Source organism: Nocardioides sp. FY1077 (genome assembly GCF_058681775.1).
On record NZ_JBZWDB010000005.1, the window covers coordinates 201,361 to 221,509 of the forward strand.

20 protein-coding genes are annotated in these 20,149 nt (G+C 75.1%); 14 read left to right on the forward strand and 6 right to left on the reverse strand.

Annotated features, from left to right (window positions below; translation table 11 throughout):
- The first annotated feature begins 101 nt into the window (after window positions 1-101).
- The 4 genes from AC4OR8_RS18080 to AC4OR8_RS18095 all read left to right on the forward strand — a co-directional run bounded on the left by AC4OR8_RS18080 (window position 102) and on the right by AC4OR8_RS18095 (window position 4,284).
- On the forward strand, window positions 102-632 hold the full coding sequence (locus AC4OR8_RS18080) for a GNAT family N-acetyltransferase (protein ID WP_492166996.1): 531 nt from the start codon (window positions 102-104) through the stop codon (window positions 630-632).
- 121 nt (window positions 633-753) lie between these two features.
- Window positions 754-2,574, forward strand: coding sequence for a 3-hydroxyacyl-CoA dehydrogenase family protein (locus tag AC4OR8_RS18085; RefSeq protein WP_492166997.1), 1,821 nt, complete (start codon window positions 754-756; stop codon window positions 2,572-2,574).
- Between the two features lie 88 nt (window positions 2,575-2,662).
- Complete coding sequence (locus AC4OR8_RS18090) at window positions 2,663-3,418, forward strand: hypothetical protein (protein WP_492166998.1); 756 nt, start codon at window positions 2,663-2,665, stop codon at window positions 3,416-3,418.
- A 14-nt stretch (window positions 3,419-3,432) separates the two neighbouring features.
- Window positions 3,433-4,284: an endo alpha-1,4 polygalactosaminidase gene (locus tag AC4OR8_RS18095; RefSeq protein WP_492166999.1), complete on the forward strand. Its 852-nt coding sequence runs from the start codon at window positions 3,433-3,435 to the stop codon at window positions 4,282-4,284.
- 141 nt (window positions 4,285-4,425) lie between these two features.
- On the opposite strand, the gene AC4OR8_RS18100 is transcribed toward AC4OR8_RS18095, so the two are convergent.
- Entirely contained in the window at window positions 4,426-4,962 is a 537-nt protein-coding gene (locus tag AC4OR8_RS18100) for a CGNR zinc finger domain-containing protein (RefSeq protein ID WP_492167000.1), read from the reverse strand.
- A 38-nt stretch (window positions 4,963-5,000) separates the two neighbouring features.
- Between AC4OR8_RS18100 and AC4OR8_RS18105 the strand changes: the two genes are divergently transcribed.
- Window positions 5,001-5,978 (forward strand): EamA family transporter, encoded by a 978-nt coding sequence (locus tag AC4OR8_RS18105; protein WP_492167001.1) that lies wholly within the window; start codon window positions 5,001-5,003, stop codon window positions 5,976-5,978.
- A 102-nt stretch (window positions 5,979-6,080) separates the two neighbouring features.
- Entirely contained in the window at window positions 6,081-7,487 is a 1,407-nt protein-coding gene (locus AC4OR8_RS18110; RefSeq protein WP_492167002.1) for a GAF domain-containing protein, read from the forward strand.
- A gap of 33 nt (window positions 7,488-7,520) precedes the next feature.
- Here AC4OR8_RS18110 and AC4OR8_RS18115 read toward each other — a convergent pair whose 3' ends face one another.
- The 4 genes from AC4OR8_RS18115 to mce all read right to left on the reverse strand — a co-directional run bounded on the left by AC4OR8_RS18115 (window position 7,521) and on the right by mce (window position 12,065).
- The gene (locus AC4OR8_RS18115) at window positions 7,521-8,738 is read right to left on the reverse strand and encodes an AI-2E family transporter (RefSeq protein ID WP_492167003.1); all 1,218 of its coding nucleotides are present in this window, start codon (window positions 8,736-8,738) and stop codon (window positions 7,521-7,523) included.
- On the reverse strand, window positions 8,735-9,994 hold the full coding sequence (locus AC4OR8_RS18120; protein ID WP_492167004.1) for a hypothetical protein: 1,260 nt from the start codon (window positions 9,992-9,994) through the stop codon (window positions 8,735-8,737). The genes AC4OR8_RS18115 and AC4OR8_RS18120 overlap by 4 nt, the downstream gene beginning before the upstream one ends.
- 125 nt (window positions 9,995-10,119) lie before the next feature.
- Complete coding sequence (ccrA, locus tag AC4OR8_RS18125; RefSeq protein WP_492167005.1) at window positions 10,120-11,457, reverse strand: crotonyl-CoA carboxylase/reductase; 1,338 nt, start codon at window positions 11,455-11,457, stop codon at window positions 10,120-10,122.
- Between the two features lie 152 nt (window positions 11,458-11,609).
- A complete protein-coding gene (gene mce / locus AC4OR8_RS18130) occupies window positions 11,610-12,065 on the reverse strand; it encodes a methylmalonyl-CoA epimerase (protein ID WP_492167006.1) in 456 nt (151 codons plus the stop codon).
- A gap of 160 nt (window positions 12,066-12,225) precedes the next feature.
- Between mce and AC4OR8_RS18135 the strand changes: the two genes are divergently transcribed.
- The 6 genes from AC4OR8_RS18135 (at window position 12,226) to AC4OR8_RS18160 (ending at window position 17,119) form a co-directional block, all read left to right on the forward strand.
- Window positions 12,226-13,425 (forward strand): acetyl-CoA C-acetyltransferase, encoded by a 1,200-nt coding sequence (locus AC4OR8_RS18135; protein ID WP_492167007.1) that lies wholly within the window; start codon window positions 12,226-12,228, stop codon window positions 13,423-13,425.
- 32 nt (window positions 13,426-13,457) lie between these two features.
- Window positions 13,458-14,447, forward strand: coding sequence for a methylmalonyl Co-A mutase-associated GTPase MeaB (gene meaB / locus AC4OR8_RS18140; protein ID WP_492167008.1), 990 nt, complete (start codon window positions 13,458-13,460; stop codon window positions 14,445-14,447).
- A gap of 158 nt (window positions 14,448-14,605) precedes the next feature.
- A complete protein-coding gene (locus AC4OR8_RS18145; protein WP_492167009.1) occupies window positions 14,606-14,770 on the forward strand; it encodes a hypothetical protein in 165 nt (54 codons plus the stop codon).
- Window positions 14,771-14,774: 4 nt separating this feature from the next.
- Complete coding sequence (locus AC4OR8_RS18150; RefSeq protein WP_492167010.1) at window positions 14,775-15,296, forward strand: PH domain-containing protein; 522 nt, start codon at window positions 14,775-14,777, stop codon at window positions 15,294-15,296.
- Between the two features lie 48 nt (window positions 15,297-15,344).
- Window positions 15,345-16,334 carry a co-chaperone YbbN gene (locus AC4OR8_RS18155; protein ID WP_492167011.1) on the forward strand — a complete coding sequence of 330 codons (990 nt, stop codon included), beginning with the start codon at window positions 15,345-15,347 and terminating at the stop codon, window positions 16,332-16,334.
- A 2-nt stretch (window positions 16,335-16,336) separates the two neighbouring features.
- Window positions 16,337-17,119 carry an EI24 domain-containing protein gene (locus AC4OR8_RS18160; protein WP_492167012.1) on the forward strand — a complete coding sequence of 261 codons (783 nt, stop codon included), beginning with the start codon at window positions 16,337-16,339 and terminating at the stop codon, window positions 17,117-17,119.
- A gap of 67 nt (window positions 17,120-17,186) precedes the next feature.
- Here AC4OR8_RS18160 and AC4OR8_RS18165 read toward each other — a convergent pair whose 3' ends face one another.
- Window positions 17,187-18,089, reverse strand: a complete 903-nt coding sequence (locus tag AC4OR8_RS18165) for a LysR family transcriptional regulator (protein WP_492167013.1) — start codon at window positions 18,087-18,089, stop codon at window positions 17,187-17,189.
- A gap of 73 nt (window positions 18,090-18,162) precedes the next feature.
- On the opposite strand from AC4OR8_RS18165, the gene AC4OR8_RS18170 reads away from it, so the two are divergent.
- Entirely contained in the window at window positions 18,163-19,083 is a 921-nt protein-coding gene (locus AC4OR8_RS18170; RefSeq protein WP_492167014.1) for an EamA family transporter, read from the forward strand.
- A 77-nt stretch (window positions 19,084-19,160) separates the two neighbouring features.
- Window positions 19,161-20,096: a putative endonuclease domain-containing protein gene (locus AC4OR8_RS18175; RefSeq protein ID WP_492167015.1), complete on the forward strand. Its 936-nt coding sequence runs from the start codon at window positions 19,161-19,163 to the stop codon at window positions 20,094-20,096.
- The last annotated feature ends 53 nt before the right edge of the window (window positions 20,097-20,149 follow it).

Below are 20,149 nucleotides of genomic sequence, written 5' to 3' on the forward strand. Positions count from 1 at the left end.
GCCATGACCACCACGCCGTCCACCGCTCCGAGCACCGCTCCCGCCCGCCCGGCTGCGTCGCCTCCGTCCGCTGGCCCGGCGCGCCGGCAGGTGGTGGCGCCGTGACCGCGCGGGTGCGGACGGCCAGGCCCTCCGACCTGCGCCACCTCGCCGCCGTCGAGGACGCCGGGGCGCCGCTGTTCGCCGAGTGGCTCGACGGGCGCGTGGTGCCCGCGCTGGTGGCGCCTGCGCCCTCGGGCCTCGACCGCGACCTGCAGCCGGGGTTCCTGCTCGTCGCCGACGACGACGGTGCGGTGGTCGGCTTCGCCCACGTCGTCCTGCCCGACGGCCACGCCCACCTCGACCAGCTGTCGGTGCACCCCGACCACGCCCGCCGCGGCCTGGGCACTGCGCTGGTGCACGCCGCCGAGGACGGGGCCCGCTGGGGCGACCACGACGTGCTGTCGTTGTGCACCTACCGCGACGTGCCGTGGAACGGGCCGTTCTACGCCCGTCTCGGGTACGCCGAGGTGGCGCGGCCGGCGCCGTGGCAGCAGCGGTTGCGCGCCCGCGAGCAGGCGCTGGGGCTCGACGACGCCGGCGTGCGGGTGGTCATGGAGCGGCGCCTGGACCGGCGCCTGGACCGGCGCTGACCGGCGCCGACCGGCGTCCTGGGCGGGTTCCGCACCCCCGCCGCGCCATTGGATCGTTCATGTTACCGACGAGTGAACTACGCCACGGCCGGGGCGTCCGAGCCGTGCCATGATGCCGCTCATGACGACCCTCGAGACCTCGCCCGACGCCCCCGCCGCGACGGGACGCACCTTCACCACCATCGGCGTGGTGGGCCTGGGCACCATGGGCGCCGGCATCGCGGAGGTGTTCGCCCGCCACGGCTTCGCGGTGGTCGGGGTCGAGCTGACCGACGAGAGCCTGGCCCGCGGACGGCAGTACCTGGAGCACTCCACCGCCCGGGCGGTGCGCCGCGGCAAGCTGGGCGAGGACGAGCAGGCCGAGCTGCTCGGCCGGGTCACCCTGACGACGTCGCTCGACGACCTCGCCGAGGCCGACCTCGTCGTGGAGGCGGCCGTCGAGTCGATGGCGGTCAAGCAGGCGGTGTTCCGCCAGCTCGACGAGATCGTCGGGCCGGACACGGTGCTGGCCACCAACACCTCCTCGCTGTCGGTCACCGAGCTCTCGAGCGCCACGTCGCGCCCGGGCCGGGTGGTCGGCGTGCACTTCTTCAACCCCGCGCCGGTCCAGGAGCTGGTGGAGGTGGTGCGCACCGTCGTCACCGACCCCGCCGTCCTCGACGACGTGCAGGCGCTGCTGCGGCGGCTCGGCAAGAGCCCCGTGGTGTGCGGCGACAAGGCCGGGTTCATCGCCAACACGCTGCTGTTCGGCTACCTCAACCACGCCGCGTCCATGTACGAGGGCCGCTACGCCTCCCGCGAGGACATCGACGCCGCCATGCGCTTCGGGTGCGGCTACCCGATGGGCCCCCTGGCGCTGCTCGACCTGATCGGGCTCGACACCGCCTACGAGATCCTCGAGACGATGTACCGCCAGGGCCGCGACCGCCTGCACGCGCCGAGCCCGGTGCTGAAGCAGATGGTCACCGCCGGCCTGCTGGGCCGCAAGACCGGTCGCGGCTTCTACACCTACGAGGCGCCCGACAGCCCCGCCGTCGTGGCCGACGACCGGACGCCGTCGGCCGCCGACGCCCCGCAGCTGCGCCACCACGTGCGCCGCGTCGGCGTCGTCGGCACCGGCACCATGGCCAGCGGCATCGTCGAGGTGTTCGCGAAGGCCGGCTTCGACGTGCACTTCGTGGGCCGGTCCGCCGAGAAGGTCGCCGGCGTGGTCGCGACCACCACGCGCAGCCTCGACAAGCAGGTGCAGCGCGGCCGCGCCACCGAGGGGACGAAGGCGGAGGTCCTGGGCCGGATGAGCGGCTCGACCAGCCTCGACGACCTCGCCGACGTCGACCTCGTCGTCGAGGCGATCGCCGAGGACCTCGCGGTCAAGACCACCCTGTTCGAGAACCTCGACGACATCTGCAAGCCCGGCGCGATCCTGGCGACCACGACCTCGAGCCTGCCGATCATCGCGCTGGCCGCGGCCACCGGTCGCCCCCAGGACGTCGTCGGCATGCACTTCTTCAACCCGGCCACGATCATGAAGCTGGTCGAGGTGGTCTCCACCGTCTCGACGTCGGAGGAGGTCACCGAGACCACCCGGGCGCTGTGCGACAAGATCGGCAAGGTCGCGGTCTCCTGCGGCGACCGCGCCGGCTTCATCGTCAACGCACTGCTATTCCCCTACCTCAACGACGCCGTGAAGATGCTGGAGGCCCACTACGCCTCCGCCGACGACATCGACGTCGCGATGAAGCAGGGCTGCGCCCTGCCGATGGGTCCCTTCGAGCTGCTCGACGTCGTGGGCAACGACGTCTCGCTGGCCATCCAGCGCGAGCTCTACCTGGAGTTCCGCGAGCCCGGCTTCGCGCCGGCCCCGCTGCTCGAGCACCTGGTGACCGCGGGCTACCTCGGTCGCAAGACCGGCCGCGGCTTCCGCGACCACTCGGTGCGCTGACGCGCCCGGCCGTCCGCCCCCTGCGCGGGGCGGGCGGCCGGCGCCGTCCCCGGGTGCGGTCCTGCGCACCGCACGTACAGTGGACGACATGGAATACCTGCTCCTGGTGATCGTCCTGATGGCCACGATCGGCGTCGCGTACGCCGCGAGCCAGAGCGGGAAGCGCAAGGAGCTGGCCCGCCAGGAGGCCGAGCTCGCCCCGGTGCAGCGGCTGGCCGCAGAGGACGTCACCGCGCTCGGCGTGCAGCTGCAGGACCTCGACCTCGAGATGGCGGGGCAGCCCCTCGACGCCGGCGCCAACGCCGACTACCAGCGCGCGCTCGACGCCTACGAGGCGGCGAAGACCGCCAGCGACGCGATGACCCGGCCCGACGACGTCCGTCACGTCACCGAGATCCTGGAGGACGGCCGCTACGCCATCGCCTGCGTGCAGGCGCGGGTGGCCGGTCGCGAGCTGCCGTCGCGGCGCCCGCCCTGCTTCTTCGACCCCCGCCACGGGCCCTCGGTGTCCGACGTGCCCTGGACGCCCCCGGGCGGCGCCCCGCGCGACGTGCCGGCGTGCGCGCTCGACGTGGAGCGGGTGCGCGTGGGTGCCGAGCCCGACATCCGCAAGGTGATGGTCGGCGCGCAGCGGGTGCCGTACTGGCAGGGCGGCCGGGCCTACCAGCCCTACGCCCAGGGCTACTTCGGTCGCTCGCCGGTGATGGACATGATGTTCATGGGTCTGCTCTTTGGTGGCCTCGGCGGCTTCGACATGATCGGCGACATGGGCGAGGGCCTCGGTGACGCCGTCGGCGGCCTCGGCGACGGCATGGGCGACATGTTCGACGGCTTCGACTTCTGAGCGGCCGGTCCCTCGTGACACGCACCGCCGCCACCCTCGCGGCCACCGTTGTCGGGCTGCTCGCCCCGCTCCTGCTCGCCGCACCGGCAGGGTCGGCCGCGCCGGCTGCAGGCCCGGCGGCCGTGACGTCGTCGGCCGCGTCGTCGGCCGCGACCGTGGCCGGCGACACCGAGGTGGCGCTGCCGCCGCTCGGCACCGACCTCGACTACCAGCTCGGGGGCGCGGTCGAGCCGCCGGACGGCGTGGGCATCGTGGTGCGCGACCGCACCGCCGCACCCACCGGGCGCTACGACGTCTGCTACGTCAACGGCTTCCAGACCCAGCCCGACGAGAAGGCCTTCTGGCGCGACCACCGTCGCCTCGTGCTGACCCGCGACGGCCGCCCGGTCGAGGACGCCGGCTGGCCCGACGAGTGGCTGCTCGACGTCCGCACCGCCGCGAAGCGGGAGCGGCTCGCCCGCATCGTGGGGCGCTGGACCGACGGCTGCGCCGCTGCCGGTTTCGACGCGGTCGAGTACGACAACCTCGACTCCTTCACCCGCAGCCGCGGCCTGGTCGAGCGGCGCGACGCGCTGGCCTTCGCCCGCCTGCTCACCGCCCGCGCCCACGACGCCGGGCTCGCGGCGGCGCAGAAGAACCTCGCCGGCCTCGACGGCACCCGGGTGGGCTACGACTTCGCCGTGGCCGAGGAGTGCGGGCGCTACGACGAGTGCGGCGTCTACGTCGACGCGTTCGGCGACCACGTGCTGGTCGTCGAGTACCGCGACCAGGACTTCACCGCCACCTGCGCGGCGTACGGCGAGCGGCTCGCCGTGGTGCGTCGCGACCGGGCGCTGCGACCGGGGTACTCACCGCGCTGGTGCTGAGGCCGCAGCGGCGGGCTGCGCACGTGGCGCACTGCGCCGGTTGGGGGAGCCCTGGCGCGGCCCTGCCGGTGTCCGGGTGGCCCGGTCGCGGTTGGTTCGCGCGGTTCGGTCGGGTCTGAGCTCGGCGCGGGCGGCGGAGCCTCAGCCCTCGGCCTGCCGCGCGCGGTAGGCCGCGACGGCGTTGCGATTGCCGCACGCGGTGGAGCAGAAGCGGCGCGAGCGGTTGCGGGAGAGGTCGAGCACGATGCCGCCGCACTCGTCGTCGGCGCAGATGCCGAGGCGCGACATCTCGTCGTTGCGGATGACGTCGACCATCGCCATCGCGGTCTCCACGCTGATGCGGGTGACCAGGGGGGCGTCGGGCAGCACCGCGTGCACGTGCCAGTCGTACGGCTCGTGGCGCACCAGCTGGGGCAGGGCGCGGGCCTCGGCCAGCATGGCGTTGACCAGCTCGACGGCGCGGTCGCGCTCGGCGGTGAGCACCTCGCGCAGCGCGGGGCGCAGCGCGCGCACGGCGTCGAGCTCGGCGACCGTGGCGTCGTGGCGACCGGAGTACTGGTAGTCGGCGAGGAACGCGCTCAGCTCGGCGACGGTGGCCAGCGTGTCGGGCGGCTCGGCGGAGTTGGCCAGCAGCACGGCCGACTGGAGCGACATCTCGGTGTCATGGGCGAATACCACGTTGACAGGTTACCCGACGCGCCGTAGCGTCATGTGCCATGACCGCATTGACTCATGACGCCGTGGGCGGCCCCGCCGCGGCACCGGCGTCGCGCCTCGGGTCGGGGCTGGCCTTCGCCGTCGTCTCGGCCGCGTCGTTCGGCATGTCCGGCGCACTGGCCCGAGGCCTGCTCGACACCGGGTGGACCCCGGGCGCCACCGTGCTGGTGCGCGTCGCGCTCGCGGCGCTGGTGGTGCTGCCGTTCGGCCTGCTGGCCCTGCGCGGGCAGTGGGGGCTGCTGCGGCGCAACGCCGGGCTCATCACGACCTACGGCGTGCTGGCGGTGGCGGGCGCGCAGTTCTGCTACTTCTCCGCGGTGCAGTACATGCAGGTCGGCCCGGCGCTGCTGATCGAGTACACCGCGCCGGCCGTGGTCGTGCTCTACCTGTGGCTGCGCCACGGACAGCGCCCCGGGCCGGTCACCCTGCTCGGTGCCGGCCTGGCGACGCTGGGGCTGGTGCTCGTGCTCGACCTGGTCTCCGGAGCCGACCTGAGCGTCGCGGGGGTGCTGTGGGCGCTGGCCGCGATGGTCGGCGCGGCGACGTACTTCCTCATCTCGGCCGACGAGACCAACGGCCTGCCGCCGATGGCACTGGCGGCCGGCGGCCTCGTCACGGGTGCGCTGGCGCTGGGCCTGCTCGGGCTCGTGGGGCTGATGCCGATGCGGGCCGCCACCACCGACGTGGGGTACGGCGGGACCAGCGTGACCTGGTGGGTTCCGCTGGTGCTGCTCGGCCTGGTCACCGCGGCGCTGGCCTACACCACCGGCATCGCCGCGGGTCGCCGGCTGGGCTCGCGGCTGGCGTCGTTCGTGGCGCTGCTGGAGGTCGTCGCCGGTGTCGGCTTCGCCTGGCTGCTGCTCGACGAGCTGCCGCGCCCGGTGCAGCTGCTCGGCGGCCTGCTCGTGCTTGCCGGCGTGGTCGCGGTCAAGGCGGGGGAGCGCGGCGTCACGCGCCGCGAGCCCACCCCGGCCTGAGGGGGCTGCCTTCGGCGGCGGGCCTGCCTACACTGTCGGCCTACGTCCCACCGACGGCCCGGCTGCTCCGCCGGGCCGCGGCACGACCGGGGAGGAGGGACCGTGAGCGCCACCTCGGACGGCGCCTCCGGGCCCGGCGGCCGCAGTGCCGCCGCTCGACTGGCCGCGCTCGCAGCGGCACCCCTGCTCACCCCCGAGCTCGCCGGGACGCTCACCGCAGGACTGTCGCGGCTCCTGCTGGCCGACCTCACGGCCGACCTGTCACCCGACGTCGCGGCCACCGACCTCGACGCCTGGCGCGAGGCCGAGCGCGACGCCCGCCGCCTCGCGGAGGTACGCCGCTACGCGCTGGCCGACCCGGCCCACCGCCGCGACCTCGACGACCTCGCCGCGCTCGCGGCCCGGGTGTGCGGGGCGCCCACCGCGTTCCTGGCCTACTTCACCGTCGACGAGATGCGCCCCCTGGGGTCCCACGGCCTCGAGCTGCCGCCGTTCCCGCGCTCCGCCTCCGTGTGCAACGCCGTGCTGCACGCCGGCGTCCCGCTGGTCGAGGCCGACCTCGGGGCCGACCCCCGCTGGGCGGGCTACCCCGCCGTGGCCGAGCACGCCGCGAGGCTGTACGTCAGTCACCAGCTGGTGACCCCGACCGGGGTGCCGTTCGGCACGCTGTGCGTCTTCGACACCGAGCGCCGCGAGCTCGACGAGGAGCAGCGCACCGCGCTGGCGACGATCGCCGCCCGGGTGGTCGACGTGCTCGAGCTGGCCCTGCGCACCCGCCAGCTCGCCGAGGCCCACGCGGCGCAGCACGACGCCGTGGTGGAGCAGGAGCGCAGCACCGCCCGCCTGGAGGCCGTCGCCGCCCAGGTCGCCGACGACCTGCGCACCCCGCTCGCGGCCGTCTCCGCCTCGCTCGAGCTGGTCGAGGAGGTCCTGGACGCCGGCGACCCGGGGGTGGCGGGCACCGAGGCCGCCCACCTCGCCGCGGCCGACGAGGCCCGCGGCGGGTCCCGGGGCGGCGCGCCGCGGGTGCCACCGATGGTGCGCGAGCTGGTGGTCCGGGCCCGCCGCGGCGTACGCCGGCTGCAGGCGCCGGTGACCGACCTGCTCGCGCTCGCCGGCCTGCTCGACCCGCCCGCCCCGGTGCCGGTCGACCTGGCCCGGCTGGTGGCGGAGGTGCTCGACGACCTGCACGACGACCTGCGCGGCGCCGACGTGCGGGTGGGGTGGCTGCCGGTGGTGCCCGGTGACGTCGAGCAGCTGCGCGTCGTGCTGCAGCGGCTCCTGCTCGCCGCGGCCGCCGACGGCGGCGCCCCCGTGGAGGTCGCCGCCGCCGCCGCACGGCGGGGGTGGCGTCTCACGGTCGCCGGCTCCGGCGCGCTCGCCGGCCCGGACGCCGCCACCGGTCTCGAGACCTGCGGGCGCATCGTGGAGGCCCACGGCGGACAGCTCGGGGTCGAGGCCGGGCCCGGGGGAGCCGCGACCGTGTGGGTGCTGCTGCCGCGGGCCTGACCCGGCGCGAGCGACGGGTTCCGAGGAGGCGTGCTAGCGGGCGTCCTGGCGACGCACGAACACCTCGCGGGTGAGCATCAGGATCGCGGCGGCCGTGGGGATGGCCAGCAGGGCGCCGACGACGCCGAGCAGCGCCGCGCCCACCAGGGCCGCGATCACGGTGACCGCGCCCGGCACGTCGACCGAGCGGGACATGACGCGGGGGTAGACGACGTAGTTCTCGAGCTGCTGGTAGACGATGTAGAAGATCGCGCAGATGATGCCGGTCTGCACGTCGGTGGCGAACGCGATGGCGGTGACGATGACCGCACCGATGGTGGCCCCGATCATCGGGATGACGTCGAGCAGCGCGACCACGAAGGCCAGCGCGACGGCGTACTCGCCCAGGCCGACGACGACCAGGAACACCAGGGACGACAGCCCGGCGCACAGCGCCACGATGAACGCCCCGGACACGTAGCCGCCGATGCTGGCCAGGATCCGGTCGCCCAGGCGGGTCACCCGGTCGCGGCGCGAGGCGGGGGCGAGGCGGTAGAGCGCGGTCTTGGTGGTGTCGAGCGCGGAGAGGAAGTACAGCGTCAGCACCAGCACGATGAAGATGTTGAACAGCGCGCCGAGCACGGCGATGCCGAAGCCGAGCACCCCGCCGAACAGCCCGGTCACGAACGACCCGCCGGCGACGTACTCCTGGGCCTTCTCGACGACCTGGTACTCCTCGTCGAGCTCCTGCACCCGCTGGTTGGCCAGCAGCCGGTCGAACCAGCCCGGCGCGTTCGCGGTGAGCGAGGCGACCTGGTCGCTGATCACCGGGGCGATCGCGACGACGAACAGCGCGATCGCGCCGAGGAAGAGCATGGTCACGGTCAGCACCGCCAGCGAGCGGCGCAGCCCACGACGCTCCAGCACCGCGACGGCGGGGTTGAGCCCGGCGGCGATGAACAGGGCCACCACGACCAGCAGCAGCGTCGAGCCGATGGCCAGCAGGGTGGTGCCGAGCCAGTACGCCGTGACGAACCCGAGCCCGCCGAGGAACCCCACCAGGTAGGGAGCGGTGCGGTCCAGCGGCGCGCCAGGGGTGCCGAGGTGCTCGGGGCCACCGACCAGCCCGTGCCTCTTGCCCGGCACGGGCACCCCGGTGACCGGCACCGACTCCGGGGCCGGAGCAGCGGCGGCCGGGTCGACCACCGGTCCGGCGGCCCCCGCAGGGCCGTCCGCGGGAGAGGCGCCCGGCGGCAGGGTGTCGTCGTTCACTCGTCCTCGTCCTGGCCGAACCCGGCGACGACGTCGCGCAGGCTGGCCAGCTGGGCGGTGATCGCGTCGCGGCGCTTGGCCACCCGAGCCACCTCGGCACGCAGCGCGGCGAGCTCGCGCTCGACCTCGGCGGTGGCCGAGCCGGTGATGGTGTCGGCCTGGGTCTGGGCGGAGGCCACGACCTGCTCGGCCTCGCGACGGGCGCGGGACACCAGGGCCTCGGCCTCGCGCTGGGTGTGCTGGCGCAGCTCGGCGGCCTGGCTGCCGGCCTGGCGGGCGCGCTCCTCGGCGGCGGTGGCCCGCTGCTCGGCCTCCGCGACGAGCCGGGTGGTCTCGGCCATCGCGCTGGAGTGGTGGTCGGTGGCCTCGCGGGCCAGCCGCTCCTTCTCCACCGCCAGGGTGCGCCGGGCCTCGGTGACCTCGCGGTCGGCGGCGGCGCGGGCCTGCTCGACCTCGCGCTGGGCGCCGGTGCGCATCTCGGTGGTCTCCTGCTTGGCCGCCAGCCGCAGCTGGTCGGCCTCGCGCTTCGCGCTGGCGACGGCGTCCTCGGCCTCGCTGCGGGCCAGGGTGCGCTCCTGCTCGGCGTCGGCCAGCACCCGGGTGCGGTGGTCCTCGAGCTCCTTGAGCTGCACCATGCGCATGTCCTCGGCGTCGCGCTGGGCCTCGGCGCGGATGGCGCGGGCGTCACGCCCGGCCTGCCCCCGGATCTCCTCGGCCTGGGTCATCGCGGTGGTCCGGATCTCGTCGGCCTCCTCCTCGGCGAGGCGGAGCATCGCGCTGGCCCGCCCGCCGAGACCGGCGTACGACGGCGTCTGGTTCTCCGCCAGCTGCTCCTGCATCGCGCCCAGGCGCGCCTCGAGCTCGGCGGCACGGCGCTCGGCCTGCTGCAGGCCGTCGGCCAGGATGACCCGCTCGTCGACGAGCTGGCCCACCTTGATGTCGACCGAGGCGGGGTCGTAGCCGCCGCGGCGCACCATCGGGAAGGTGATGTTCACCGGCGCGGGCGCGGCGGGACGCGGCGCCGGGCGGGCGGCGGGGCGCTCGGCGGCAGCCGGCGGCATCACGGGCCGCTGCGCCGGGCGCGACTCGGGCCGGGCCTCGGGGGGACGGCCCTCCGACCGGGGCGCCCCGGTCGCCGGGCGGGCAGGCGTCGCGCCCTGGCGCTGGTCGGCCACCGGGATCGCCTGGGTCTTGTCGGCGTCCGCGGAGGTGGGCTCCGAGTCGTCGTCGAAGATGGACAGGCCCTGGTCGCTCATGCGTCAAACCTCTTCCGGTGGTGGGGGCTCGTGCTGAGCCCCATCCTCCCGCATGCGGCGCCGCTAACCCACCCCGACGCGCGCCCGCCCACCGACCGTGGACGGGCGCGCCCGGCAGCGGTGGCTCAGACCCCGCGGAAGCGGTTGATCGCCTCGAGGTGGGTGGCCCGCATCTCGTGGTCGCGCACGCCGAGTCCCTCCTCGGGAGCCAGGCAGAGCACGCCGACCTTGCCCTGGTGGGCGTTGCGGTGCACGTCGAGCGCGGCCTGGCCGACCTCCTCGAGCGGGTACGCCTTCGACAGGGTGGGGTGGATCATCCCCTTGGCGATGAGGCGGTTGGCCTCCCACGACTCGCGGTAGTTGGCGAAGTGCGAGCCGATGATGCTCTTGAGGTTCATCCACAGGTAGCGGTTGTCGTACTGGTGCATGTAGCCGCTGGTGGAGGCGCAGGTGACGATCGTCCCGCCCTTGCGCGCGGCGTAGACCGAGGCGCCGAAGGTCTCGCGGCCGGGGTGCTCGAAGACGATGTCGACGTCCTCACCGCCGGTGAGCTCGCGGATCTTGGCCCCCAGCCGGCGCCACTCGCGCTGGTCCTGGGTGTGCTCGTCCTTCCAGAACTTCCAGTCCTCCTCCGAGCGGTTGATGATCAGCTCGGCGCCCATGCGCCGGCAGATCTCGGCCTTCTCGTCGTTGGAGACCACGCAGATCGGGGTGGCGCCACCGTTGAGGGCGTACTGCGTCGCGAAGCCGCCCAGGCCGCCCGAGGCGCCCCAGACCAGCACGTTGTCGCCCTGCTTCATGCCGGCGCCGTTGCGCGAGACCAGCTGGCGGTAGGCGGTGGAGTTGACCAGGCCGGGGGAGGCGGCCTCCTCCCAGGTGAGGTGGTCGGGCTTGGGCATCAGCTGGTTGGACTTCACCAGCGCCACCTGCGCCAGGCCGCCGAAGTTGGTCTCGAAGCCCCAGATGCGCTGCTCGGGGTCGAGCATCGTGTCGTTGTGGCCGTCGGGGCTCTCGAGCTCGACCGAGAGGCAGTGGGCGACCACCTCGGCGCCGGGCTTCCAGGTGTGCACGCCGGGCCCGGTCTTCAGCACCACGCCGGCGAGGTCGGAGCCGACCACGTGGTAGGGCAGGTCGTGGCGCTTGGTCAGCGGCGACATGCGGCCGTAGCGCTCGAGGAAGCCGAAGGTGGAGACGGGCTCGAAGATCGAGGTCCACACGGTGTTGTAGTTGATCGCGCTGGCCATCACGGCCACCAGCGCCTCGCCCGGGCCGAGCTCGGGCAGCGGCACCTCGTCGACGTGCAGCGAGCGGCGGGGGTCCTTGTCGCGGCTCGCAACGCCCTCGAACATGTCCTGCTCGTCCTTGTGCACCGTCACGGCGCGGTAGGACTCGGGCAGCGGGAGGTGCGCGAAGTCGTCGCCGGTGGTGTCACCGGCGAGGACGGCGTCGAGGATGGTCTGCACGTGGGCTCCTGAGCGGGGTCGTGGCGGCTGGTCGTCGCGACACCGGGGTGTCGCGATGAGCGGACATTACTGTCCGGTAACGCAGTCGTGGGTCGGATGTGCGGGACGTCTCACCCGGTGGTGCCCGGTGGTGCCCCGGCGGGCCCGGCGGGTCAGTGGCCCGCGGCGGGCTCCACCAGCTCGACCAACACGCCCCCGGCGTCCTTGGGGTGCACGAAGTTGATCCGGCTGTCGGAGGTGCCGCGGCGCGGGGCGTCGTAGAGCAGGCGCAGGCCGCGCTCGCGCAGCACGGCGCTGACCGCCTCGACGTCGGTGACGCGGTAGGCGACCTGCTGGCAGCCCGGACCGGAGCGGTCGAGGTACTTCGCGATCGTGGAGGTCTCGTCGAGGGGTGCGAGCAGCTGCACGCAAGAGCCGGAGTCGCCCACGGCCATCATGGCCTCGCGCACGCCCTGCTCCTCGTTGGTCTCCTCGTGGGCCAGCGTCATGCCGAAGGTGTCGCGGTAGAACGCGATGGCCACGTCGAGGTCGGGCACCGCCATCCCGACGTGGTCGATGGCGGTGAAGAGGTGGTCGGGCAGGCGCAGGTCGCTGCTGGGCTGGCTCATGGCGCCATGGTCGTACGACGGCGTCGTGCGTCGCGACCGGTTGTGACGTGTGCCTCACGACGTGGTCGCCCGGACACCCTCGCCCCCGATGTGAGTCGTCGGTATCTTGCTGGCACCGGGCCCGCTCCGCCGGTCCGGTCACCGACAGCTGGAGGAACCCATGTCCGACCACGCCCCGTCGCGCAGCGTCATCGTCGCCGGCGCCCGCACCCCCATCGGTCGCCTGCTGGGAGGGCTGAAGAGCCAGAAGGCCACCGACCTCGGCGGCGTGGCCATCCGGGGCGCGCTCGAGAAGGCCGGCGTCACCGGCGACCAGGTCGACTACGTGGTGATGGGCCAGGTCATCCTCGCCGGCGCCGGGCAGAACCCCGCCCGCGAGGCCGCGGTGGCCGGCGGCGTGCCGATGGACGTCCCGTCGATCACCATCAACAAGGTCTGCCTCTCGGGGCTCAACGCGATCGCCCTGGCCGACCAGCTGGTGCGCGCCGGGGAGTGCGAGGTCGTGGTGGCCGGTGGCATGGAGTCGATGACCAACGCCCCCCACCTGCTCATGGGCTCGCGCGAAGGCACCAAGTTCGGCGACACCACGCTCGTCGACTCGATGGCCTACGACGCCCTCTTCGACCAGGTCACCCAGCAGGCGATGGGCCTGCTCACCGAGGAGGTCAACGCCGCCGGCGCCAACCTCACCCGCGCCGAGCAGGACGAGTTCGCCGCGCTGTCGCACCAGAAGGCGGCCGCGGCCTGGAAGAACGGCGTGTTCGACGAGGAGGTCGTGCCGGTCTCGATCCCGCAGCGCAAGGGCGACCCGGTCGTGGTCTCCGCCGACGAGGGCGTGCGCGGCGACACCACCGCCGAGTCGCTCGGCCGGCTGCGCCCGGCGTTCAGCAAGGAGGGCACGGTCACCGCCGGCACCTCCTCGCAGATCTCCGACGGCGCCTGCGCGGTGGTCGTGATGAGCAAGGCCAAGGCCGAGGAGCTGGGCCTGGAGTGGCTCGCCGAGATCGGCGCGCACGGCATGGTCGCCGGGCCCGACTCCTCCCTGCAGCTGCAGCCGGCGAACGCCACGGCGCTGGCGTGCCGCAAGGAGGGGATCGACCCCGCCGACCTCGACCTCGTGGAGTTCAACGAGGCGTTCGCCGCCGTCGGCATCTCCTCGGCGCGCGAGCTCGGCATCCCCGACGAGAAGGTCAACGTCAACGGCGGCGCGATCGCCCTGGGCCACCCGGTCGGCATGTCGGGTGCCCGCGTCGTGCTGCACCTCGCGCTCGAGCTCAAGCGCCGCGGCGGCGGCGTCGGTGCGGCCGCGCTCTGCGGTGGCGGCGGGCAGGGCGACGCCCTGCTGCTGCGCGTGCCCTGAACCCGGTGGGCCCGGTGGGCCCGGCGAGGCCGGTGGGACAGCAGCCGTCCGGGGCGCGCCCGGCGGGCCGCCGGCGCGCGGTGGCGGTGCCCGAGCTGGTCGACCAGGCCCGTGAGGGGCGACCCCGGGCGGTGGCGCGGCTGATCTCGCTGGTCGAGGACGAGTCGCCGCTGCTGCGCGAGGTGATGGCCGCGCTCGCCCCGCACACCGGGCGCGCGCAGGTGGTCGGCCTCACCGGCTCGCCCGGCGTCGGCAAGTCCACGTCGACCAACGCGCTGGTCACCCGGCTGCGCGCCGCCGGCAAGCGGGTCGGCGTGCTCGCGGTCGACCCGAGCTCGCCGTTCTCCGGCGGCGCCCTGCTCGGTGACCGCATCCGCATGCAGGACCACGCCTCCGACGACGGCGTCTACATCCGCTCGATGGCCGCGCGCGGCCACCTCGGCGGGCTGGCGTGGAGCACGCCGCAGGCCATCCGGGTGCTCGACGCCGCCGGCTGCGACGTGGTCCTCGTCGAGACCGTCGGCGTCGGGCAGAGCGAGGTCGAGGTGGCCGCGCGGGCCGACTCCACGCTGGTGCTCCTCGCGCCCGGGATGGGTGACGGCATCCAGGCCGCCAAGGCGGGCATCCTCGAGATCGGCGACCTCTACGTCGTCAACAAGGCCGACCGCGACGGCGCCGACCAGGTGCGCCGCGACCTGCGCGGCATGCTCTCGATGGCCGAGCGGCCGCCCGGCGCGTGGCGCCCGCCGGTGCTCGCCACCTCGGCGCAGACCGGCGCCGGGGTCGACGACGTCGTCGAGGCGCTCGCGGCCCACCACGCGTGGCTGGTCGGGTCGGGCGAGCTCGCCCGCCGGCGGCTGCGGCGTGCGCGCGACGAGGTGGTCTCGATCGCCGTCACCTCGCTGCGCCGCTCGTGGGGCGACGTCGGCGGGCGCTCCGGGCTCGACGACCTGGCCCGGGCGGTGGCCGCGGGGGAGCGCGACCCCTACAGCGCCGCCGACGCCCTGCTCGCCGAGACCTGACCGGTCGTGCGCCCCGACGTGCGTCCCGGCGCGCCTCCCCGGGGGCGTGTGGGGCTGCTGGTACCCATGGGGCGTCCCCGGGTGCGTGCTGCCCGGGCACCCCTGCACCACACCCCCACCCTGCACCGAGCGGTCACCGCCGAGAGAGAAGGTCGACGATGAAGAAGGTGGTCATCGTGCTGCTGGTGGTGTTCCTCGGCTTCTGGATGGTCACCGACCCCCGCGGCCTGGCCGAGGCCGCCGGTGGCGCCGGCAGCCAGGTGGCGGCCTGGACCGGCGACCTGTTCACCGCGCTCATCAGGTTCGCCGGCGAGCTGGGCTGAGGCCGTGGGCCTCCTGCGCAGCCTGGGCGACCCGCGGATCCACACCCACCTCCTGCGCGAGGAGGGCGAGGTGATCGTCGACGAGGTGCTGCACCACTGGACGGCGTACGTGCGCCCGGTGCTGGAGGGTGTCCTCGGCCTGGTGGTGCTGGTGCTCGCGGTCTGGGCCCCGGTCTCGGTGGCCTGGGTGGTGCTGCTCCTCGGCTTCGGGCTGCTGCTGCGCTGCGGGTGGGGCGTGCTGCGCGAGCACCGCGACCGCTTCGTCATCACCAACATGCGGGTGTTCCGGGTGCACGGGGTGCTGTCGAGCAACCTCGCCACGATGCCGCTGAGCCGCATCCTCGACATCACCGTGGTCAAGCCGCTGCACGGCCGACTGCTGGGCTTCGGCCACTTCGTCTTCGAGTCGGCCGCCCAGGAGCAGGGGCTGCGCGACGTGCGCTACGTCGGGCGCCCCGACGAGCGCGACCTGGCGATCCAGCGCGTCGTGCAGCGCTCGGGCCTGCGCGGCCCCCGCGTCGGCTGAGCGCCACCCCGCGACACGCGGTGGCGGGTCGTCCCTAGGATTGGCGCCATGACGCAGCAGCCGTTCTCCCGCCCCGGTGCCTTCGACCTCTCCGCGCTCAAGCGCCCCGCCCCGGCGGCACCGGCGGGCCCCGGCGGCCCGGCCGGCGCCGGCGTCCCCGCGGGCGGCCCGGTCGGCGGGCCCGGTGCCCCGGGCGGTGCGGCCGCGGGGTCGTACGCCGTGGAGGTGACCGAGGAGATCTTCCAGGCCGTCGTCGAGCAGTCGATGACCGCGCCGGTGCTGCTGGTGTTCTACTCCCGCACGCGGATGCCCGAGAGCGGCCAGCTCGCCGACGACCTCGCGCTGCTGTCGGGGGAGTTCGAGGGCCGGTTCCTCGCCGGTCTCGTCGACATCGACGCCGCGCCCGGCATCGCGCAGGCCATGCAGATCCCGTCGATCCCGCTGGTGGTCGCGGTGCTGGACGGCCGCCCGGCGCCGCTGTTCCAGGACGTGCTGCCCCTCGACGAGCTGCGCACGGCGCTCACCCAGGTGGTGCAGCAGCTGACGGCCCAGGGCATGACGGGGCGCCACCAGCCCCGCGGCGCCCAGGCCGAGGCGCCGGTCGACGCCGACGGCGAGCCCCCGGTCGACCCGCGCTACGCCCCGGCCCAGGACGCACTGGCCGCCGGCGACGTCGACGGCGCGGTGACCGAGTACCAGCGGCTGCTCAACGCCAACCCCGCCGACGCCGAGGCCGCGGCCGGCCTGGCGATGGCCACGGTGCTGCAGCGCACCCAGCACACGGACGACGCCGCGGCCCGCTCGGCCGCCGACGCCCGGCCCGACGACGTCGACGCCCAGACGCTGGTGGCCGACCTCGACCTGCTCGGCGGAGCGGTGGACGACGCGTTCGCCCGGCTCGTCGACCTCGTGCGGCGTACGGCGGGCGACGACCGCACCCGCGCCCGCGAGCACCTGCTCGGGCTGTTCGCCGCGGTCGGCAACGACGACCCGCGCGTGCTGCGCGGTCGTCAGTCGCTCGCCAGCGCGCTGTTCTGAGCGTGGCCGGCCCTGCGGTGCGCGGTCCCGCCGGCCCCGCGGGCTTCGCCCGTGGGGTGGGCCACCTCGGGCGCGGGTTCGCCATGTGGCGGCGCCGTCCGGGGCTGATGGCCCTCGGCGTGCTGCCCGCGCTGCTGGTGCTCGTCGTCGTGCTCGCCGCGCTGGTGGGGCTGCTGCTCACCGTCGACGACCTGGTGGCGTGGGCGACGCCGTTCGCCGACGGGTGGGCCGGTCCGCTGCGCACGCTGGTGCGCCTCGGTCTGGGGCTGCTGCTCGTGCTGGGCTTCCTGGTGGTGTCGTCGCTGACCTTCACCGGCCTCACCCTGGCCGTCGGTGACCCCTTCTACGAGCGCATCTGGCGCGAGACCGAGCGCGCGCTCGGCGGGGAGGCGCCCGACGCGGGGCTCGGGCTGTGGCGCTCGGTGCGCGACGGCGGGGTGCTGGTGCTGCTCGGCCTGGCCACCGGCGTCGTGGTCCTGCTGATCGGGCTGCTGCCGGTCGTCGGCGCCGTGGTCGGCGCGGTGCTGGGCGTGGTGGTCTCGGGCCGGCTGCTGGCCGGCGAGCTGGTCTCGCGCCCCCTCGAGGCGCGCGGGCTCGACCGGCACGCCCGGCGTGCGCTGCTGCGCGGCCACGGCTCCACGCTCCTGGGCCTCGGCACCGCCACGCAGCTGTGCTTCCTCGTGCCGCTCGGGGCGGTCGTGGTGATGCCGGCCGCCGTGGTCGCCGCGACGATCCTGGCCCGCGAGGCCCTGGACGCGGCTCCGGAGGCACCCGCGCCGGGCTGACGCCGGGCGTCCTGGGCGGGCGCCGGCGGGCCCCGGTCGGGCCCGGCCGGGTGCTCGGCCCGTGGGCTCAGCCGGTGGGGCCGGGTCCGCCCAGAGCGGCCAGCACGGCGCCCACCGCGGGCGAGCCGGTCATCGAGCGGCGGTGCACCGCCACCACCTCGCGGGTCGGCACGGGGTCCTCCACCGCGATCGTGCACAGGTCGCCGTCCACGGGGGAGCGGCCGAGCCGGGGCACCAGGGCCACCCCCAGTCCGGCGCGCACCAGCGCGAGGTGGGAGTCGAACTCCAGGGCCTCGTGGGCGATGTGCGGGCGCCGGCCGGTGCCGACGTACATGCGTCGCAGCCACTGTCGGCAGATGGTGCCGTCGGGGGTGGCGATCCACTCCTCGTCGACCAGGTCGTGGGGGGTCACCGGCCCGCGTCCGGCCAGCGGGTGGTCGTGGCGGGCCACGACGTCGGCGACGTCGTGGGCCAGCACGGTGCGGGTGAGGTGCCCGGGCACGTCGATGGGCACGTCGCCCCAGCTGTGCACCACTCCGACGTCGACCTGCCCGGTCGCGACCAGGTCGACGGTCTCCCACGGCTCGCGCTCGGTGAGGCTGAGCGCGAGGCCGGGGTGCGCGCGCCGGAGCGCACCCAGCCGCTCGGCCACCAGGCCGCGCGTGGCGGTCGAGAACACCGCCAGGCGCACCCGGCCGGTGACGCTGTCGCCGAGGCGGTGGAGGCCGGCCTCGACCGCCTCGACGTCGGCGAGCAGCCGGGCCCCCTCCTCCACCAGGTGGCGGCCGGCGCCGGTGGGGATGACGCCGCGGCCGACCCGTTCCAGCAGCGCGACGCCGGTCTGCCTCTCCAGGCGCTTCACCTGCTGGCTGACCGCACTGGGGGTGTACCCGAGGGCCTCGGCCGCGGCGACCACGGAGCCGTGGTGGGCCACGGCGCGCAGCGCGGCCAGGGCGTCCAAGTCGATCATGCAGTGATGCTACGTGGTCGCATGCACGATCGTTCGCTGGTGCTTCACGGTCGCGCGGCCGCAGGCTGGTGCCGTGAACCGCCGCGACAGCCTGCTCGCCGCCCTCGTGGCGACCGTGTGGGGCCTGAACTTCGTCGTCATCGAGCTGGGCATGGGGGAGGTGCCCCCGCTGCTCTTCCTGGCCGCCCGGTTCGTGCTGGTCGTGTTCCCCGCGGTGCTGCTGGTGCGCCGTCCGGCGGTGTCGTGGCGGGTGCTGGCCACCGTGGGGCTGTTCATGTCGGTCGGCCAGTTCGGCTTCCTCTACGTCGCCATGGACGTCGGCCTGCCGCCCGGGCTCGCCGCGCTGGTGCTGCAGGCGCAGGTCGTGTTCACCATCGTCATCGCCGCGGGCGTCCTGCGCGAGCGACCCTCGGCCGCCCAGGTCGCCGGGGTGGTGCTCGGCTGCGCCGGCCTCGTGGTGGTCGCCCTCGGGCGCGGCGGCGCCGTGCCGCTGGTCGCCCTGGGCCTGTGCCTGATGGGCGCGCTGTCGTGGGGCATCGGCAACGTGGTGGCCCGGGCGGCGGCGGTGCCGGGCGGGCTGTCGCTGACGGTGTGGTCGGCCACCGTCGTGCCGGTGCCCGCGCTCGCGCTGTCGCTGCTGGTCGACGGGCCGGCGGCCGTGGTCGCCGGCCTCGGCGCCTTCGGCTGGGCCGCCCTGCTGTCCACCCTCTACACCGCAGGGGTCGCCTCGCTGGTCGGCTACGGGCTGTTCAACTCCCTGCTGGCCCGCAACCCCTCCGCGGCCGTGGTGCCGTGGGTGCTGCTGGCGCCGGTGGTCGCGATCGCCGCGTCGTGGGTGGTGCTCGGCGACGTGCCGTCACCCGGCGAGCTCGGCGGCGGGCTGCTGCTGGTCGTCGGCGTCCTGGTCGCCCTGCGACCCGCGCGGGCGGTCGACCCCGCCCTGTCGGCCTCGGTCGCGGATCGCACGCACCAGGTGCGTGCGATCCACGAGTGAAACGAGGGTGACGCCGTCGTCCACAGGCGGGCCGCGCCCCGCGTGCGGGCCGGCGCCGGCCGGGGCAGGCTGCGGGCATGGTCCTGGACGTCGACGAGCTGCAGCACCTGCTCGACGTGGTGCAGGACGGCACGGTGTCGCGGCGCCAGCTGCTACGGCTCGGTGGGTGCGACCACGACATCGCCCGGATGGTGCGGCGCCGGCAGCTGGTGGCCGTGCACCCCGGCGCCTACGTCGACCACACGGGCGCGCCGTCGTGGGTGCAGCGCGCCTGGTGCGCTGTCCACACGTGCTGGCCCGCGGCGCTGGCGCGCGAGTCCGCGCTGCCCGCGCCGCCGCCGCGGGCGCCGATCCAGGTGGCCGTCGACGTACGCCGCACGGTGCACGCCCCGCGCGGCGTCGTGGTGCACCGCATGCCCCACCTCGACGAGCGGGTGCACTGGCGGCTGGCGCCACCGCGGGTGCGGGTCGCGGACGCGGTGACCGACGTGGTGGCCGGCGACGACCCGGTGGCCCGGTTCGCCGTGCTGGTCGAGGTGTGCCGGTCGGGTCGCACCGACCCCGCCGCGGTGCGGGCCGCCCTCGACCGGCGTACCCGGGTGCGGGGCAGGGCGGCGCTCGAGGGTCTGCTCGACGACCTGGCCACGGGTGCCTGCTCGGCGCTCGAGCAGGCCTACCTCCACCGGGTCGAGCGGCGCCACGCACTGCCGGTCGGCCTCCGACAGGCCCGGGACACCACCGGGGCCCGACCCGTCGTGCGTGACGTGGACTACGAGGGCCTCGGCCTGGTCGTCGAGCTCGACGGCCGCGCCTTCCACGCCGAGCCGGCGGCCTGGGACCGCGACCACGACCGCGACCTGGACGCCGCGGTCGCCGGCCGCCTGACCGTGCGGCTGTCGTGGGGGCAGGTCACGGGGCGCCCGTGCGAGACCGCGGCCCGGATCGCCACGCTGCTGCAGCGCGGCGGGTGGTCCGGCGCCCTGGTGCACTGCCCCGGCTGCCCGTCCCGCTGAGCAGCCCGCCGCCCCCAGGGTCGTGGATCGCACGCACCTGCTGCGTGCGATGC